Raw genomic sequence first — 18,398 nt, 5'->3', positions numbered from 1 at the left:
AGGATAGTGCCCCATACCCCTCACAGATCCGGACGTCAGTCTGTCTAACAACTGATTTCTGAGCACGCTTAAAACGTGGATTTATGCAATTTTACTCAAATTAACGTTGTGCATTTTAGAAATCGAATGAGCTCGGTCTCTGAAGAGACATATGAGCTCATTCACTCCCTTTATTTTGATCAATCTCTTAAGATTATAGGCAAGACAAATCAGATTGGTCTCAGTGCCTACTGATGCCAAACCTCGCGTTAAAAAGTATGTATATCCCAGGTGACGTTTTATCGTCCCAAAAGGGTGCTCAACGATTGCCGCTCTTTGCTTATATGTATTGCTTTGGCTACGGGTATTTTCGGTAATCTGTTCAATCACATCTTCATCTCTAAGTCTGGTTACCGACCTCCCACCTTTGGCAGACGTGCATAGATCCTTTTGTCCGCAAATTTCGAAGGCTTCGCATGTATAACGCCTGTACTCTTTTCCATCTTGTTTTCCATTCCATTTGAAAGGTAATTCATAACCCAACGGGCAGATATATCTATTGTTTACGGCATCATACTCAAAGTTCTCTTTATCAAATCCACTAGCTACTTTGTTATGTTTACCCTTCTGTGGCTTTATTAAGAGTTCAGTGTTTTCGTCGACAACGTCGATGATTTCAAGATAGTTATAATAGCCTGTATCGGCCAGAATTGTGGTTTTTTGATCACGGAAAACTTACTTTGTCTTCTTTGCCATGTTGGACAGCTGCCCTTGATCGTTGACATCATTGACCATATCGCAGTTCACGATCAATTTATACTTGCTGTCCACCACAGTTTGAACATTGAAACAAACTTCATGTATCCCGTTATTTTTCATGGATTTGGCATCGGGGTCGGTAACGCAGAGCTGGTTTTCACCCGTTTCCTTGAGTTCTTGTTTCATAACCTGCAGCTCGTGCATTCTCTCTTGATAGACCTCTAACTTTTCCGTGATTTCTTGTTTTTTGAGGCGATCGTCCTCTGTTAAAAAGGAGAGCAAGTAGGCATCGATTTTTTCATCGATATACTCAAGCTTCTTACTGATAATGCTGTCATTATAATGTTTCTTTTTAGAGCAGCCTGCCTTTAATTTTGTGCCGTCAATCGCGACAATTTGACCATCGATTAACCCGAAACCTTTTAACATTAAGGTGAATTCTTTAAACAGTTTTTTATGGCCGTTTGGTTACTCTTCATGAAAGCAGATAAAGTGCCGTGGTCCGGCTGGAGCTTACCAATTAGCCACATCAGTTCAATATTTCTTTTCGTCTCGGTTTCCATCTTACAAGAGGAACGGATGCCGTTCATATAGCAGTAAAGATAGAGCTTGAGAAGCTCTTGCCGGCGGTAAGGTTTTTGCCCCGCTTTGGAGCCCGAATACACCTGAAACCCCAATTCTTCTAGGATCAAGCTATCAACGTAAGCATCGATAACTCGAACAGGATTTTCTTCTTCTACAAAATCGTCCAACGTATATGGCAGTAAATGAATTTGAAGTCTATCTTCACCTTCAATAAAAGGCATATGCGCTCATCTCCTTAGGTAAAGAGATTCGACAAAGATCATCCATTTACATGCTAAAAAAAGGATATATTGAAATAATTGTTAGACAGACTGACGTGCGGATTTCCCGCATACGGCTCTTCACATCATCATTTACAGAGTTGTATTGCCTTAGAGATTGACGTAGATACGAGGTTTAGGAAGCCGGAAGTCCTTTAGGACTTCGTTGTATCTTTCCCATGTAAAGCTTCTGCGCTGGCTTCTACGTTTCAGCCATTTAAACATGAGCTTGACCGTTAGGATATAAAAGGATCTGGTCTTCCCGTAGTTATCCGTTATTCCGTAGTAACGGTAATGACCCGTTAGCTTGGAGCGGATCGTCTTGAGTAATGCCTCTTGGTCTAAATGTCGGTTGAACCTGATCCACGTCTTCATGGCTTTGATCTTCTGTTTGAATTTCTTCCCGCTCGTTTTGCGTTTGACCCGGAACGTTGAATCCAAGAAAGTCGAATATCTTCGGCTTCCCTTCCCCTCTCCTTTTTCCGTCCTCTTCAGCAAAGCGTCCGAATTCGATGCCATGAAAGCAGAAAATCTTTGGCAGTATACTCAAAGCTGGCAATTACCGATGCTCAAAATGAATATAACGAGGTTATTCTTAATTTCCAATTTAATCCATGCGTTTGCGAGTGGCATCAGCTACGCTGGTATTACCCCATCATAATCAGTTCATACTCTGTTCATATTTCTGTTGCATGATGTTCTCATCGACAAACAACAAATAACCGGAATGACCCCCTCCCGTGAAACGGTGGATTTAGCTTAAACGTATGATCATAATGGAAATATTGATGGTTTAGTTTACCCAGTATAAGAAAAGAGGAAAACATATGAGTTCAACCAAATCCGATAATCCGACCCCACCCAAAATCGCTTCTACTTCAGTCAAGAACAATTGGCGATCGTTCATCTCTCTAATTAGCAAAGCCAAACCTTCTTACGCAATGCTTTCCATCGCCCTTAGTCTTAGTCTGATTACGACAGTCGTAGGTTTGTTCGTCCCTTTGTTCACCAAGAATCTCGTGGACGGATTTTCCTTGGACTCGCTCGAGTCCTATCAGATCGTCCTCCTCGTCTGCGCCTTCGTCGCGCAAACGATTGCAGGCGGACTGTCCATCTATCTGCTAAACAAGTTCGGTCAGCAGATCTTGTCGGGTCTCCGCGATCTTCTGTGGCGCAAGCTGCTTTACTTGCCGGTAGCTCATTACGACAAAGAAGAAACCGGCGGACTCATCAGCCGGGTAACGAACGACACTAACGTCGTCAAACAAGTCGTATCCGAGCATATGTCCGGTTTCGTTGGCGGAATTATCTCGATCATCGGCTCCGTCGTCATTCTGTTAACCCTCGATTGGCAGATGACCTTATTGCTTCTCGTCGCGGTGCCCCTTACATTGGTCATTTTGCTGCCGCTCGGCAAGAAGATGCATCAGATTTCCCGGAACATGCAAAACGAGACGGCCAGCTTCACATCCGTGCTCACCCAGGTCCTCTCGGAAGTGCGCCTTGTCAAATCCTCGAACGCAGAGCCGATCGAATACGGACGCGGGAAACAAGGGATCGATAAGCTGTTTAAGCTTGGCGTTCGCGAAGGCAAGATCCAAGCGTTCATCGGACCGCTTATGGGCGTAGTCATTATGACCCTTATGGTCGTTATTATCGGATACGGCGGTTTGCGCGTATCTAACGGTTCGATTACCGCGGGAGAATTGGTTGCTTTTATTCTATACCTCATTCAGATCATTATGCCGCTTGGGCAAATTACAGCATTTTTCACTCAACTGCAGAAAGCTATCGGAGCCACCGAGAGAATGATTGACATTCTCGGCCATTCCGAGGAAGTTCAAGATCAGGGCTTGCAAGTACCGGCAGCAGACTCCTCCATTACGCTTAAACAATTAACTTTCCGGTATGACAATGGAGAAGAAATACTCAAATCCGTCGATTTCACCGTCCCATCCGGTAAAATAACGGCATTAGTCGGTCCGAGCGGAAGCGGCAAGACGACTTTGTTCTCCCTCTTGGAACGCTATTATGAACCGCAAGAAGGCAGCATCACCTATGGTAATCACGAGATTAACGACTTTTCCCTCAAGTCCTGGAGAAGCCAGATCGGGTACGTCTCGCAGGAAAGCCCGTTGATGTCGGGAACGATTCGCGAAAATATTACGTATGGACTGGACCGGGAAGTAAGCGACGAGCAGCTTGCAACCGTAGCCCGGATGGCTTATGCGGATGGATTTATTGAGGAGCTTCCCGAAGGCTATAACACCGAGGTCGGCGAACGGGGAATGAAGCTGTCGGGAGGACAACGGCAACGGATCGCTATCGCCAGAGCGTTGCTGCGCAATCCACGCATTCTTATGTTGGACGAGGCTACATCCGCACTCGACAGCACGTCCGAACGAGTCGTGCAAGAAGCGCTTAACAATCTCATGAAAGGCCGAACAACGCTTGTTATCGCCCATCGCCTATCCACCGTCGTGGATGCCGATCAAATTATTTTCCTCGATAAAGGAAGCATAACGGGCAACGGCACGCATGAACAATTAGTAGCCAGCCATGATCTGTACCGGGAGTTTGCCACGCAGCAGCTTAGATACCAGGAACAACCGATATAATGTGAAAAAGGAGTGACGGCGGATGACTAAAATTTTGGTCGTAGATGACGATCCGCATATTCGCGAATTGGTTAAAGTGTTTCTATTGCAGGAAGGTTTCGAGGTAATCGAAGCGAGTAATGGAGTCGACGCCCTCTCGCTTCTGGAAACGACTACCGCGGATATGGTCATTCTCGATATTATGATGCCGCACATGGACGGCTGGGAACTATGCCGCGAGCTGCGCGAACATTACGAGATGCCGCTGCTCATGCTGACGGCCAAAGGCGAAACTACTCAGAAGGTCAAAGGCTTCCAGCTCGGTACCGACGACTACATGGTCAAGCCCTTCGAGCCTGCGGAGCTTGTCGTCCGGGTGAAGGCGCTCCTTAAGCGTTACCGGATATTCATCTCCCAGAACGTAACCATCGGATCCGTCCAGCTCAATCGGCATAATTATTCGCTGCAAGTCGGCGACAATCTGCTTACGCTGCCGCTTAAGGAATTCGAGCTCTTGTTCAAGCTGTCCAGCTATCCCGGCAAAACCTTCTCGCGCGAGCAGCTGATCGAACAAATATGGGGCTTCGATTACGAAGGGGACGAACGTACCGTGGATGTGCATATTAAGCGGCTTCGCGAGAGGTTTCCAGATGGGCAATACGGATTTCGCATTACGACAATTCGCGGGCTCGGCTATCGGCTGGAGGTTACGGCATGAAACGCGGCGAGGAGAATCGAATGCATGAACCTGGTCAGAAATACCGTCCGCCTAGGAAGTGGATCGTATTCGGAATCACGTTAATTCATGTCGGAATCGCTATTAGCTGGGGACTAGCCTACTTGCTGATGGGCTGGATCACTCGAACGTGGTTTCCGGAATACGGACTTACGTTGCTTCGCCAGTATTTGACCGTTGTCATGGCGTTCTCGATTTTATTCCTTATCATGAATCTTATTCGCATAACTTTCGGGCCGGTCCGTCGTCAGATGGATTGGTTCCTGCAGATGATCAACGCGATGAAGCAAATGTCCAAAGGTGATTTTAACGTTTCCTTGGAATCCAACCCAAGATATATGGGTCAATTCGGCCCCCTTGTCACCAGCTTTAACGAGATGGCGTCCGAATTAAATCAAATGGAGCAGATGCGCCAGGAATTCATTTCTAACGTATCCCATGAAATTCAATCGCCGCTCACGTCGATTACCGGATTCGCGCGGGCATTAAAGAGCGAGCATCTTCCGCAGGACACTCGCAATCATTATCTGGACATTATCGAGACGGAAAGCAAGCGCCTATCTAGAATGAGCGACAATCTGCTGAAGCTGACCTCGCTCGAATCCAAACACCATCCGTTCGAGAGAAGGACTTATCGGTTGGATCGGCAGCTGCGCCATATTATTCTATCATGCGAACCTTTATGGCAAGATAAGAACATCGAGATGGACGTTGAATTACCGGAGCTTATCGTAACCGCCGACGAAGATTTAATGAGTCAGGTGTGGGTTAACCTGCTTCATAACAGCATTAAGTTCACGCCGGAAGGCGGTACGATCAGCCTGCAGCTTGCCAAGCAGGATAACCGCATTCGTGTCGATATTTCCGATAACGGTATCGGAATATCCGATGAAGCTCTCCCCCATCTATTCGAGCGTTTCTACAAGGAAGATAAAGCCCGCGATCGTTCCAGCAACGGCAGCGGACTCGGGTTATCGATCGTCAAGAAGATCATGGATATGCATGAAGGAGAAGTGTTCGCCGCGAATTGCCAAGATCAGGGTGCCAAGTTCACGGTGCTATTGCCGGCTAATTAATGATATTAATAACTTTTAAGCTTCCGCCGATTCAGGTTGGAAGCTTTTGCAATAGATATCGAATAAACAAAGCTTGCAGCTCTCGTATCGAATGCGTCCTCGTTTTACCCATCATACAGGTTAGAAGGTTTTCCAGAATAGGCGTAGAAATGCGCATGATGGTGATGATCTCCTCATCCTGGAATCCGAACAGCGCATGCAGCCTCAATACGTCCTTCTCGCTTGGCGTAAAGTCGTATCTATCCCCGAATAACTCAATAATATGGACTGTCTCCGATCCGTTTGGCCCTGCGACTTGCCAATCCATCATATTCACCAGCATTTTGACATAACTCCTCTCTGCCTTTTTTCAAAAGTTGGGTCTGTCGATTGTTGTCCTATTTCGTTATGATATAAACAAAGTATTAGAAAATTTCCATAACGTGTATTTGTTTTCTATGAAATTCGCTAATAGATTGTTTTTCCGATCTCATGATCATATGTCGGAGGTGCTGTTCTCATGTTCCGGTCACTCCGTTTCAAGATTGTTGTCGTGCTGGTGCTGATTAACATCATTTCCTTTACGGCGATGTCCCTCATCAACCTTGAAATTTCCAATAAACAGATGAACAAGCAACTCGTAACACACAGTTTGACTAACCTGAAGAACACCATCGCGAACCTCAATACGATGTTGTCCTTGCGTATGAAGGAAGCGGAATTGATGAGCCGCTCCATCCCCCTGCGGCTGAAATCGTTAGGAGAGCAGCTAGTCTATTTAAAGCTAGAAACTCCCTCGTCGAACTTAATAGCGTTGCATATTGGGATTGCGGATAGAAACGGCACCATGAAATTAACTGACAACTCGACACTCCCAGTCGATCATATGGAAGCCTATCAGAGTGCTTTGAGAGGGATATCCGCTTATGCCGATCCGGAGCTGGATTCGGATGGTAATCCGGTATTATGGCTGATGGTGCCTCAATACAACTCCATCAATGGCGTGGAAGGCGTCATCGGCTTTGCGCTCGACTCCTATCGTATGTTCAACGATCCTTTAAGCGTCGAGCAGAACGGTTATAAAGACAGCGCCATCGTGCTCATCGACTGGGATATGAATCTTCTGCATTATAAGGACCGTTCTCTGATTCTCAAACGCAATTACATTAAGGATGTGCCTTCCCTGCTAGACTTCGCCAACCAAATCAGGACTAGCGAGGAAGGGTTTGGGGAAGCGCCCGTGTTTACCCGTGTACTCAAAATGTTCTATGTCAGAATTCCGGGCCACGATTGGTATGCGGTATTTTCCGTAGCGAAGAAAGAATTCGAAGCGCCTCTCCAACGCGCCTTATGGATCAATATGGCCCTTATTGCTTTAACGGAAATGATCCTGGGCTCCATTCTCTATATCCTTGCCGAAAGATCCATCCTAGGCCGGCTTAAACAAGTCGTTGCCGTTACCCAGAAAGTAGCTGCAGGCAACTTCTATACGCAGCCGCTCCGCATTAAAAGCAAAGACGAGATGGGGTTGCTGTCAAGCTCCATCAACGGAATGATCGATAATTTACAAGATTTGTTCGAGCCGTTTCAAGCCTTCATCCGGCATAATCAGTACGCTATGATCGTAACCGACTCCAGGTTCGTTATTACCTCCTACAACAAACGTGCGGAAGAAATGCTTGGTTACGGGGAAAATGAAGTCGTCGGCAGGAAGTCCCTTCTGCTCTGGCACGATCGCGAGCAGCTGCAGGAACGCGCCAATTTCTACACGGTCAAACTCAATCGGCAAATAAACCCTGATGAGACGGTGTTGTTCGTTCTCTCTCATCAAGGTTTCTTGCCCGACTGGGAATGGACTTGGATTAACCGCGAAGGCTCCCGCATGCTTGTATCCTTGAATCCAAGCGTCATGCGGCATCCGGACGGAACGATTAAGGGATACGTCCTCATCGCCAGAGATATTAGCGATATCAAGAAAGCGGTCGAAACGAACACAAGGTTATTAGAAATTATTGAGAGCGCCCACGACATGATCGCTTCCTTCGATATGCGCGGCCGCATCTTCTATTTGAACCGGGCAGGACACGCGTTCCTTGGCATAGGCGCGCTGAACGAACAGAACAACCGCTTGAGCCATTACATGCCAATTCCGACTACGGTGAGATTTGCGGATGGATTAACGGAAGCGCAGAAGCATGGATTCTGGCAGAACGAAATCGAATTCATCGGCGCCGACGGTGACGTGCAGATGGCTTCGATTAACGTTGTTGCCCATGTGACCGAGGATGGCAAGGATTCGTTCTTCTCCACGATCGTGAGAGACATTTCAGACCAGAAGGAAATTCAGCGGCAGTTAGTAAGAGCTAAAGACGAAGCGGACGAAGCAAATGAAGCGAAGAGTTCGTTCCTTGCCCGGATGAGCCATGAGATCCGAACGCCGCTTAACGGGATTATAGGCTTATCCTATCTTCTGCAGAGATCGGAATTGACGGAAATCCAAGAGGATTATATACGCCAAGTATCCGATTCCTCGCAAAATTTGCTGCGAATACTTAATGACATTCTGGATTTCTCCAAGCTGGAAGCGGACAAGTTAGCGTTAGAGCAAGTCCCCTTCCGGCTTGAGGAATCGATGCAACGACTTAGCGGCATCTTTGCCGTATTGCTCGGCCCTAAACCGGTCGACTTTATTCTGAACGTAGATCCGCTTATACCGGCTTGGCTCATCGGAGACCCAACCCGCTTGGAACAGGTGCTGCTTAATTTAGGCAGTAATGCGATCAAATTTACGAATTATGGATTGATCGAAATGAGTATTTCTCTAACGAGCATTTCCAATGGGCAAGCGAGCTTGAAGTTTTGCGTTCAAGATAGCGGAATCGGCATGACGGAACAACAGCGTGCGCAATTATTCATGCCTTTTGTCCAAGCAGATGAGAAAACAAGCCGTAAATACGGCGGAACCGGTCTAGGACTCGTCATCTCTCATACCTTGGTCGAAAGAATGGGCGGTCATATAGGTGTCGAGAGCACTTATCTGGTCGGCAGTACTTTTACCTTCGAGCTTACTTTACAGGTTGACGACAATAAAACTGTAACGGGAACTAACAAGAACCTTGATCTTAACATCTTGGTTTTAGAGGATCATCCGCAGGTTGCCGATTACTGGCGTAAGCTGCTCATTTCCATGGGTTGCGATGTTGCTGCTTTGTCCGAGTGGAAGCAAGCCCAACCGTTATTGTTACAGCAAAAATGGGATCTGTTTATTGTAGATATGGAAGCGGGAGACATGCACGGTGAGGAAACCTGGGCAGTGTGGAAAACGGAGCTTGATGCCCAAGGTATCCAAGTTATCTCCTCTACGACATTGCTCGGACGCGATGCGCTGCAGCACTTGTCCGATAACCTTAAGCCTGCTGCCGTGCTTGTCAAACCTGCTTCTGCTCTACAAGTGCTTCAAGCTCTGCAGGTGATCAGCAATCATGTTCACTATAGTTCATTACAGGAGAATGACGCGATTTATCCACGAACGCCGGGTGAAGATCCCCTGTTAAACAAGCTGCGAATTCTAGTCGTGGATGACCAGGTCATTAACCGACTGGTCGCCAAGCAGTTATTGGAGCAGCAGGGTTTCGAAGTTGCGACCGTGGAAAACGGTTTAGAAGCTTTATTAGTATTGGAGCAATCGACCATGGATTTAGTCCTTATGGATTTGCACATGCCCGATATGGATGGCTGCGAGGTTACTAGACTTATCCGTAAGCGATTTAATATGAAGGAATTGCCGATCATTGCATTAACGGCCGATGTCACGGAGGAGCAACATTATAAATGTTTGGCAGCCGGTATGAATGATATTATTACTAAACCCATTCAACCGGACCTCCTCTTTTCCACTCTATCGCGCTGGCTCCCATCCACTCAGAGTTCGCCTGCAGTTAACGCCGAGAAAGATGAGGAATCATGGCCGGATACGCCGGGTCTTAACGTTCCATTGGCTTTGCTCCGATTGGACGGCAAGAGCGGTCTGTATTTAAAGCTGCTTGACAAATTTCTTCAGCAATATTCCGATACGGAGAGCCGTTTGCATCGCTTCTTGAAAGACGGTGACAGAGACAATGCGATCAGGCTTGTACATTCCTTGAGCGGAACTGCCGGTCATTTAGGCGCAGTTGGTATTCAACAATCCGCGGCAACGGCTGAGCGGATTCTTCATGAGCATGGTTCCTTAACGGAAATGTTGGAGGAGTTAGGTGTCGAGCTTCGTCAAACCTTCGAAACAATACAAAACCTTCTTCTGCAAAAAAGGAGTTAGACGAACTTCATTCGACATTATATAATAGTTTTACATAGGAAAATGTTAGTAAAGTATGAGCAATCCTAACAATAGACTAAAGGGTGTGACAATTGTTGACGAGAGTACTCGTTATTGAAGATGATCCCATCATCGGAGAAATGCTCACCCTCTACCTCACCGAAGAGCAGTTTATCGTACAGCGCGTTGAATCGGCGCGAGAAGGAAAGTTCGCTCTCGGCACCTTTAATCCGGATATCCTCTTACTTGATTTGATGCTGCCGGATGCATCGGGAACGGAGTTGTGCTCGCAATTCCGACAACTAACCGCCATTCCTATCATCGTTATTTCCATGAAAACAGCCGTTGCCGACCGCATTCAGGCGATCAGCGCCGGAGCGGACGATTTTCTTGTCAAGCCGTTCAGCATGCAGGAACTCAAGGTTCGTATGAAAGCCGTGCTGCGCCGCGTGACGACCCCGAAACCGGTGGCCGTGCAGCATACCCAAGCAGATTCCGCGAGCATGCCAGAATCGCAGTTAGGACTTTCGCTTGATCTAGAGCGTAGAACGATCGTGCTTGATGGTGACCACATTGAAACGACATTCTCCGAATACGAGATCATGAAGCTATTCTTTCAGCATCCCGGGCGTGTATTCAGTCGTGAAGAATTGATTAACGCCGTCCGCGGTATCGACTCTTTCATCAACGACCGAGCGATTGACGTTCATGTGACCAATCTCAGGCGCAAGCTGGAGAAGAATCCGAAGGAGCCCCAATTTATTAAGACCGTATGGGGTGTTGGCTACAAATTCATTAAATAAGAGATAAATCGTTAAAGGCTCCTTTCATAGGGAGCCTTTTCCAATGAGTACGTACATTGGCAGTCACTAACATTTTACCGTTAACTTTCTAAACGTTTGCCCCTCATACTAAAGAGAACGATTTCATTACGGGGTGATTGTGATTACTTTGCTCGGTTGGGATTTATTACAGATCAGCCTGATACAGAATATGGCCGTCGTTTTGCATCAATATTCATTGATCCTATTCCTTATATTCCCTTTATCGGCAGTGTTGTTTCACTATTTCATGAACATGGTATGGACAAGGCGGCGCGAATTAGCAATCGATGAGATTACGGGACTGCCGCATTTCAGGCATTTCAAAATCAAACTGCGCAAAAAAATAAACGAACGAACACCCTTTTATTTAACTGTATTAAATGTTGATGGATTCAAGTCGATCGTCGAGTTGAATAACATCACCTACGGAAATGAGCTTCTATTGCAAATCAGCAAGCGATTAAAGCACTGGCTGCCTAGCACCGGCATTGTCTGTCGATTAGATGGAGAACAATTTCTAATCTGTATCGCCGATCCATCGTCAGGAAAGCTCCCGGAGCTAACGCCAGAGTATTGGCAAGAAATGCAATCGATCTTATCGAAACCCTATTTCATTGACCATAGCGCTCGCCATGTAACGTTAAGCATTGGTATGACGAGGTTCACAGGAGAAGTGCTAACGCTGGATCCAATCCTGCAGCGCGCATTTACCGCCCTGCAGCAAGCTAAGGTGCAAGGGATGAGTCAAACCGTTCATTATCATGAAAAGTTAAACGAACAAATTCGCTATCGTTCCTTAATCGAAGTCAATTTAAGGACCGCCCTGCAAAATAATCAATTATTCTTACACTACCAACCCCAATACGAGCTGCAAAGCGGAGCGTTAAGAGGATTTGAAGCGCTCCTGCGGTGGGACCACCCGGAATTAGGGGCGATCCCTCCCTCCGATTTTATTCCGATTGCCGAAGAAACGCGTTTGATTTTACCGATTGGGGAATGGGTTCTGCGGCAAGCATGCGAAACGATGCTGAGAGTAGCTGAATATCCGTCCGATCACACGATATCCGTAAATATCTCTGCCGTTCAGCTCATGGATGAACAATTCCCAGAGCAAGTAACGCAAATATTAGCCCAATCGGGTTTAGCTGCACAACGGTTGGAGCTGGAATTAACGGAAACCGCCTTGATGAGCTCACTTGACCTTGCCGAGCGTCAATTAAGGAAACTTCAAGCTCTAGGGTTACGATTGGCTTTAGATGATTTCGGCACGGGTTACTCCTCTTTGAGTTATCTTCGCAGGCTGCCGTTTCATTTGATCAAGATCGATAAGAGCTTCATTCAAGACATCGGACATTCCCTTGAACAGGAAGTAACGGGCTCTATAATCCAATTCATCAAGCAGCTTCGCTACAGCATCGTTGCGGAAGGGCTTGAGTCCTATGATCAACTCGTGTATTTGAAGAAATGCCAGTGCGACTACGTTCAAGGCAACTTATTGAGCAAGCCCTTGCCGGAGGATCAGCTCCGTACCCTCATACTCGCGGGTTAAGAGGGCGGGAATGCTTCTGCGAATCGGAAAATCCCGTTATCATACGTCAGCGTATGGCTCGCCACTCGTTTGACGAGACGCATGTCATGGGTTGCAAAGAGCAATGTTCCCGGATAGGCGGCAAGCACCGTCTCCAGTTGCTCGCGCGTAAGCGCATCAAGATAATTCGTCGGCTCGTCAAGCAGCAGCAAATTATATTGTCCGAAAAATAGTTGGGCAAGCGCCGCTTTGACCTTCTCTCCCCCGCTTAGCTGCCTAATGAGGCGAAATACCGAATCTTTGCGAAAGCCGAGACGCGCAAGAAGGTTTCGCAATTGGGTATCTGAATATCGGCTATGCTTGCTTACAGCTTGAAGGACTGTGTCCGTTGCTACGAGATGCTCGAGCTTCTGATCGAAGAAACCAATACTTGCGCGAGGAGCCGTCGTTATCCCCTCAGCTCCCTCCTTGATCGTATGAAGCAAAGTCGACTTACCGCAGCCATTCGGACCTATAACGGCTGTTTTCATTCCAGGCTTTAGGGTGAAGGTTAGCGGCGGGAATAGTTCCCTCTGCTCCCTCGTTACTCGCACGGATTCCAGACGCAATATTTCTTTACTGGCTATAGGTACGTGCGCGTTCACATCGAAATTAACAGGATCGGGTAGGATCGGCCTTTCTTTAACATCCATATGTTCCAACCTGGAGAGAACCGCATTCGCTGAACGGATGCGTTTCGCTTCCGCATTCTGCGCCTTCGCAATGCCTAGGCGCGCTTCCTTGTTGCTCATCCTCGCAGGCTTTCCTTTCTGCTTATGAGCCTGCTCTACTTTATGCCGGGCAGCTTGCTCCAGTCGTTTCTTCTCTTCTCGGTATTGTTCATATTCGAATTGCGCCCGCTGCAGGTTATTCGCCTTCTGCTGTTGATAGTCGCTATAGTTACCCGTGAAGGCAGTTACTTTACCTTCCTCTACTTCAAGAATGTTGTTGCACACGGCATCCAAAAGCTCGCGGTCGTGTGAGATAAGAACAACTGCGCCGGGATAATGCTGCAACGATTTCCGAAGCTGAATTGTGCCCGTAAGATCCAAATGGCTTGTCGGCTCATCCGCGAACAACAGCGGTGCATGCTCCTCTAGAGCCGCGGCAATCTTCATCCGTGTTTCCTCTCCGCCGCTGAATGTTTCCCGATCTTCATCAGGTACAGACCACCAGCTTCTGTTGACTCCCGTGAGAGGAGTTGATACCTCGTCCGCTATCTGCTCAATAATCGAAAAGTTGCTATTTACCGTTACGGTTCCGCGATCCGGTTGCTTTTTTCCCGCAAGCAACTGCATAAGCGTGGATTTCCCGCTGCCGTTGACTCCGACGATTCCGATCCGGTCTCCATCATTTATCGCAAACTTACCGTCCCACCGAAGCAACTCGCGGTCTCCATAGGAGAATGTAATATCTTTAACAAGAATAATGGGCACAAAAAAACCTCCTCGAATTTAATCCGAAGAGGTTATGAGTCGTTAATTCGGGTGCAGCAACCTAGCTCACCTGAATGGAACAGACCTATCCCTACTCCGGATTTCATGATTGACGAACGTGGAAGTAGAATAGTGATCCATGTCTGGTGATCCCTGCCTTAAAGTAAATTAAGATCTTGTGCCACAGTATAGCCTCAGAAGGACCGATTGTCAAACACGCTTCCGCTTATTCCTGATTTTCTCGTTCTTTAAGCAGCTTTTTGATGTCTTCCAGATGCTGGTTCAACGCTTTGATTTCGCGGGTTTTCAGATCGTTCTGGTGTTTGGTTTCCTTATAAATATCATAAAGAACGGAATGATTGATCGCGGCTTTGACAACCAAATATAAAATGAATATTCCGACAGCTGTTGAGACTATCCAGACCAAAAAAGCTCCCATTTATTGCAGCACCCCTTCAAAATAATTCGTTACCAGCCCATTCGTTCTCTAAGTGCAGTAATGTGAGCTACATGATGGCGGCCATGCCAGGAATAATTTCCGAGAACATAATCCAAGCGGAATACCTTGAGCGACTCCGGATGGAAAAAAGTTCTGCCGAAATCCGCATCCGACATCGAATGAAGCAGATACGTCCAACGTTCGTGCAATGCCGCGACCAATGTCGTAGATTGCTCCACCGGAGCCTGAATCGTATCTGCCAGAAGCGCCCAGCGATCTTCATAATAAGGTTTAATCGCCGGATGATCTTCCGTTAGTGCGAGCTTAAACCGGATAAAACTATTCAGATGGCTATCCGCGATATGATGGGTAACTTGCCGGACGGTCCATCCTTCCGGACGATAAGGAGTATCCAGTTGTTCCGGGCTAAGCCCGTTTAAAGCGGCGGCAAGCTGCGTAGGCAAATGTGCGATATCGGAAATCCAGTCAAGCCGTTGCTCTGCGGAAATTTCACCTTCGCAGTTATAACGTCCAATAGGGAATCTCAAGTCGGTCGTCATAGGTCCATGCTCCTTAGTCTGAGTTGTCAGCCCAATATCTCACGCAATACGGATACGAAATAATCCATTTCCTCATCCGTACCGATGCTTACGCGCAAATATTGATCGATTCTCGGTTGATTGAAGTAACGTACAAGTATTCCTCTGACTTTCAACTCGCTAAATAACGATTGCGCAGACTGACGAGGGTGGGAGATGAAAATAAAGTTAGCTTTGGAAGGAACGATCTGAAATCCGAGCGGCTGCAAAATCTCGATCGTTCGATCCCTTGTTGCCATAATCTTGCGGGTCGTTTCCATGAAGTAATCTTGGTCTTCAATGGCTGCTACAGCGCCGGCTATTGCCAAGCGGTCCAACGTATAGGAGTTAAACGAATTTTTAATCCGATTTAATCCTTCAATTAAATCAGGGTGTCCCATTGCCATACCTACGCGCAATCCGGCCAATGACCGGGACTTGGACAACGTCTGAACGACTAATATGTTCGGAAATTCTGGAATGCAGCTTACCGCCGATTCCCCGCCGAAATCAACATAAGCCTCGTCTACGATGACCACATGATCCGGATTGGCCTCGAGTATGACTCGCAAATCATCCACAGGCAAGTAACGTGTTGTAGGAGCATTAGGATTCGGAATAACAATGCCGCCGTTCGGCCTGCGATACTGTTCTGCTTCAATATTGAATTGTTCGTCCACCGGTATGGTCTCATAGGTCAGGCCGTATAACTTCGTATATACGGGATAGAACGTGTAAGTGACATCTGGAAATAGGATCGGTTTCTCGGGAGAGAAAAATGCGGGAAAAGCGAACGCTAATATTTCATCCGAACCATTCCCAACAAAGATATGATCCGAAGTTAATCCGTAGTATTTCGCCAGCGCTTGCCTTAACTTCTCGCATGTCGGATCCGGATACAGCCGCAAGTCCTCGTTCGCCGCCGATTTAATGGCAGCAATGACAGCCGGAGAAGGTGGATAAGGGCTCTCGTTCGTATTCAGTTTGATATACCTCTTGTCCTTAGGCTGCTCTCCTGGTACGTAAGGAACAAGGGATGCCGTTAATTCGCTCCAATATTTACTCAATGAACCATTCACCTCTCATTCCTCGATTATACAACCCTATTGCTCCGAGGTCTATGTATAGGTGTAATGCGGGTTGACTATAAATAAACATTATTATATATTGTCTATAAAATTACAAACGTTTGAAGGATGTGTTTATGAATTGAACGTATCGGAATATTTCTGGAATTCTTCAATAGACGAACTGAAACAAGGCTACATTCTGGAATCCGATCATTATATATGTTTACTGTGCGGCAAAAAATCGGAAATCGGAATTGTGTACCCCGATGACGGGGTTTATTACGAGGCTGAGAAATTCATGCGCAAGCATATCGAGAAAACCCACTATTCCGTGTTTGATTATTTGATCGGACTCGATAAGAAGCTGACCGGACTTACCGAGCATCAGAATAGCCTCCTTCATCTGTTCCATCAGGGCAAGAGCGATAGCGAAATACAGAAGGAAATGGGTATCGGCAGCGCCTCGACCATTCGGAATCACCGCTTCGTCTTGAAGGAAAAGGAACGTCAGTCCAAAGTATTCTTAGCACTGATGGAGTTGCTGAAGGATAAAGACAAGCATGCGCCGACTATCGTAAACGTACACAAAACAGCCCGTATGGTCGATGATCGGTACAACGTAACGCAGGATGAGGTCGACAAAGTTTTGAAGAAATATTTTCCGGACGGAACGGACGGTTTACTTACGACCTTTACTCTTAAGGAAAAGCATAAGCTCGTTGTATTGCGTGAAATCGCCAAACGCTTCCGCAACGAACAATTGTATACGGAGAAGGAAGTGAATCAAATTCTACAAACGGCATACGACGATTTCGTAACGTTGAGACGGTATATGATTGAGTACGGATTTCTTGACCGCAAGCCGGATGGCAGCCAATATTGGCTTAAAGAATAGGAGTCGATTACGATGAATCGAAAAGAAGAGCGTGCGAAATTAATCCAACAATTTAAGGAAATTCCCATCGAAGCCGGCGTATACCAAATTCGAAATACCGTGAACGGAAAGGTGTTCATCGATAGTACCTTAAATTTGAGATCGCTGAATGGGCGCAGCGGCACCCTGCAAGCGGGAACTCATAGCAGTAGAGCTTTACAGAAGGAATGGAACGAGTATGGATCGCAGGCTTTCGTCATGGAAGTATTGGAAGTGCTCAAGCCTAGCGACAATCCGTTCGTCGTTCAGAAGGATGAATTGAAGAAATTGGAAAAGAGCTGGATCGAGAAGCTCCAGCCCTATGGCGAACGAGGTTATCATATCTTTAGATAGGCGACATATATCGACTAGAATGGATATCGGTTTCTACAAACCGATTGGCCGATTGTTTAATCACGTTAATGTTCTCGCCTTCAGCCCCCATCCACTTCACGCCGAGTACAAGGCCGTCCGACGAATTAGCTGTGAATAAAAAGGAGAACATGTCCGGAGATATTTCACCCTGATCATCGACGCGCCAAGTTGAATTTTCATTGTATGTGGCGGGATAGTCCATGTACACCCACTCTTCGCCATCCTTAACAACCAAGCTAGCCAACATTTGATCTTCTTTCCGTTCGAATTGAACCAGGAAGATCTGCTTGGTTTCGCCCAAGGTGGCTATTTGCCAACTTTGCGCTATTGTTCTGTTGCGAGCTTTTATAATCTCGTCTGTAATTACAGCAGGCGGGTCTTGCGGCTTTACTTGATTAATCTTAAGCAGCGATTGTAAATTGAAGTCCTTGTCATTAACTAAATAATAGCTAGCATCCGGTACGGCCTTGCCTTCAAGAACTTCGAAAATGTCCCCTTCAAGGTTATTGAAATTGTTCGCTGCCTGCCTTCCGTTGTCTTGCTCGGTCCTTGACTGATGTTTAACATAACGCACCGTGATGACATTTCCATTCTCTCCGACCGCCTTGTTTATCCCTTTTAACGTGTCCTCATTAGTATCCGTTGTCGTTGTCTCCTCTTGCTGCTCAACAGTCACAATGAGTTTCCCCTCGCTGTCCGCGAATCCGAATTGATTTGTAAGCTCGCTCGCATTTAAAATCGCAGATGGCGTTACAGGTTCCGTTGCAGGTTCCGTTGCAGATGGCGATGGCGAAGTCTTTTCTTCAGTTGAAGGCGCGTTACTGGAATTCCCAGTTGTCGAGTTCCCGGTGCACCCAGATAACACAACTACGAATGCAAGAGCTAATATTGATTTTCTCATTTATTAATC

General features: G+C 46.7%; 18 protein-coding genes. 8 read left to right on the top strand and 10 right to left on the bottom strand.

Annotation, left to right across the window (positions count from 1 at the left end):
- Positions 1 to 81 precede the first annotated feature (81 nt).
- From K7P76_RS33645 to K7P76_RS08495, 4 genes are all read right to left on the bottom strand, one after another.
- Positions 82 to 690 carry a transposase gene (locus K7P76_RS33645; protein WP_373692363.1) on the bottom strand — a complete coding sequence of 203 codons (609 nt, stop codon included), beginning with the start codon at positions 688 to 690 and terminating at the stop codon, positions 82 to 84.
- A 24-nt stretch (positions 691 to 714) separates the two neighbouring features.
- Positions 715 to 1,167, bottom strand: coding sequence for a hypothetical protein (locus tag K7P76_RS08505; RefSeq protein ID WP_232184819.1), 453 nt, complete (start codon positions 1,165 to 1,167; stop codon positions 715 to 717).
- The gene (locus K7P76_RS08500; RefSeq protein ID WP_232184818.1) at positions 1,167 to 1,544 is read right to left on the bottom strand and encodes a transposase; all 378 of its coding nucleotides are present in this window, start codon (positions 1,542 to 1,544) and stop codon (positions 1,167 to 1,169) included. The genes K7P76_RS08505 and K7P76_RS08500 overlap by 1 nt, the downstream gene beginning before the upstream one ends.
- Before the next feature lie 150 nt (positions 1,545 to 1,694).
- A complete protein-coding gene (locus K7P76_RS08495; protein WP_232184817.1) occupies positions 1,695 to 2,102 on the bottom strand; it encodes a hypothetical protein in 408 nt (135 codons plus the stop codon).
- 308 nt (positions 2,103 to 2,410) lie between these two features.
- On the opposite strand from K7P76_RS08495, the gene K7P76_RS08490 reads away from it, so the two are divergent.
- The 3 genes from K7P76_RS08490 to K7P76_RS08480 are packed head-to-tail and all read left to right on the top strand — an operon-like array spanning position 2,411 to position 5,992.
- The gene (locus K7P76_RS08490; protein WP_232184816.1) at positions 2,411 to 4,201 is read left to right on the top strand and encodes an ABC transporter ATP-binding protein; all 1,791 of its coding nucleotides are present in this window, start codon (positions 2,411 to 2,413) and stop codon (positions 4,199 to 4,201) included.
- Between the two features lie 22 nt (positions 4,202 to 4,223).
- Positions 4,224 to 4,898, top strand: a complete 675-nt coding sequence (locus K7P76_RS08485) for a response regulator transcription factor (protein WP_232184815.1) — start codon at positions 4,224 to 4,226, stop codon at positions 4,896 to 4,898.
- Positions 4,895 to 5,992 carry a sensor histidine kinase gene (locus tag K7P76_RS08480; RefSeq protein WP_232184814.1) on the top strand — a complete coding sequence of 366 codons (1,098 nt, stop codon included), beginning with the start codon at positions 4,895 to 4,897 and terminating at the stop codon, positions 5,990 to 5,992. The genes K7P76_RS08485 and K7P76_RS08480 overlap by 4 nt, the downstream gene beginning before the upstream one ends.
- Before the next feature lie 31 nt (positions 5,993 to 6,023).
- On the opposite strand, the gene K7P76_RS08475 is transcribed toward K7P76_RS08480, so the two are convergent.
- On the bottom strand, positions 6,024 to 6,314 hold the full coding sequence (locus tag K7P76_RS08475) for a helix-turn-helix transcriptional regulator (protein ID WP_232184813.1): 291 nt from the start codon (positions 6,312 to 6,314) through the stop codon (positions 6,024 to 6,026).
- Between the two features lie 177 nt (positions 6,315 to 6,491).
- On the opposite strand from K7P76_RS08475, the gene K7P76_RS08470 reads away from it, so the two are divergent.
- The 3 genes from K7P76_RS08470 to K7P76_RS08460 all read left to right on the top strand — a co-directional run bounded on the left by K7P76_RS08470 (position 6,492) and on the right by K7P76_RS08460 (position 12,659).
- On the top strand, positions 6,492 to 10,286 hold the full coding sequence (locus K7P76_RS08470) for a response regulator (RefSeq protein ID WP_232184812.1): 3,795 nt from the start codon (positions 6,492 to 6,494) through the stop codon (positions 10,284 to 10,286).
- A gap of 95 nt (positions 10,287 to 10,381) precedes the next feature.
- Entirely contained in the window at positions 10,382 to 11,089 is a 708-nt protein-coding gene (locus K7P76_RS08465; RefSeq protein WP_232184968.1) for a response regulator transcription factor, read from the top strand.
- A 139-nt stretch (positions 11,090 to 11,228) separates the two neighbouring features.
- Positions 11,229 to 12,659 (top strand): putative bifunctional diguanylate cyclase/phosphodiesterase, encoded by a 1,431-nt coding sequence (locus K7P76_RS08460; protein ID WP_232184811.1) that lies wholly within the window; start codon positions 11,229 to 11,231, stop codon positions 12,657 to 12,659.
- On the opposite strand, the gene abc-f is transcribed toward K7P76_RS08460, so the two are convergent.
- From abc-f to hisC, 4 genes are all read right to left on the bottom strand, one after another.
- Positions 12,656 to 14,113, bottom strand: a complete 1,458-nt coding sequence (gene abc-f, locus K7P76_RS08455) for a ribosomal protection-like ABC-F family protein (RefSeq protein ID WP_232184810.1) — start codon at positions 14,111 to 14,113, stop codon at positions 12,656 to 12,658. The genes K7P76_RS08460 and abc-f overlap by 4 nt on opposite strands.
- Positions 14,114 to 14,339: 226 nt before the next feature.
- Complete coding sequence (locus K7P76_RS08450) at positions 14,340 to 14,552, bottom strand: hypothetical protein (RefSeq protein WP_232184809.1); 213 nt, start codon at positions 14,550 to 14,552, stop codon at positions 14,340 to 14,342.
- Between the two features lie 29 nt (positions 14,553 to 14,581).
- Positions 14,582 to 15,112 carry a YfiT family bacillithiol transferase gene (locus K7P76_RS08445; protein ID WP_232184808.1) on the bottom strand — a complete coding sequence of 177 codons (531 nt, stop codon included), beginning with the start codon at positions 15,110 to 15,112 and terminating at the stop codon, positions 14,582 to 14,584.
- 26 nt (positions 15,113 to 15,138) lie between these two features.
- Positions 15,139 to 16,197: a histidinol-phosphate transaminase gene (hisC, locus tag K7P76_RS08440; RefSeq protein ID WP_232184807.1), complete on the bottom strand. Its 1,059-nt coding sequence runs from the start codon at positions 16,195 to 16,197 to the stop codon at positions 15,139 to 15,141.
- Between the two features lie 142 nt (positions 16,198 to 16,339).
- On the opposite strand from hisC, the gene K7P76_RS08435 reads away from it, so the two are divergent.
- On the top strand, positions 16,340 to 17,095 hold the full coding sequence (locus K7P76_RS08435) for a DUF2087 domain-containing protein (protein WP_232184806.1): 756 nt from the start codon (positions 16,340 to 16,342) through the stop codon (positions 17,093 to 17,095).
- Between the two features lie 12 nt (positions 17,096 to 17,107).
- Positions 17,108 to 17,467 carry a GIY-YIG nuclease family protein gene (locus K7P76_RS08430; protein WP_232184805.1) on the top strand — a complete coding sequence of 120 codons (360 nt, stop codon included), beginning with the start codon at positions 17,108 to 17,110 and terminating at the stop codon, positions 17,465 to 17,467.
- Here the strand turns inward: K7P76_RS08430 and K7P76_RS08425 are convergent.
- On the bottom strand, positions 17,460 to 18,389 hold the full coding sequence (locus K7P76_RS08425) for a lipoprotein (RefSeq protein WP_232184804.1): 930 nt from the start codon (positions 18,387 to 18,389) through the stop codon (positions 17,460 to 17,462). The two genes, K7P76_RS08430 and K7P76_RS08425, sit on opposite strands and share 8 nt — an antisense overlap.
- Between the last annotated feature and the right edge of the window lie 9 nt (positions 18,390 to 18,398).

Source organism: Cohnella silvisoli (assembly GCF_021190915.1).
GTDB lineage: Bacteria > Bacillota > Bacilli > Paenibacillales > Paenibacillaceae > Cohnella > Cohnella silvisoli.
This window is presented reverse-complemented; position numbering and strand designations above follow the sequence as displayed.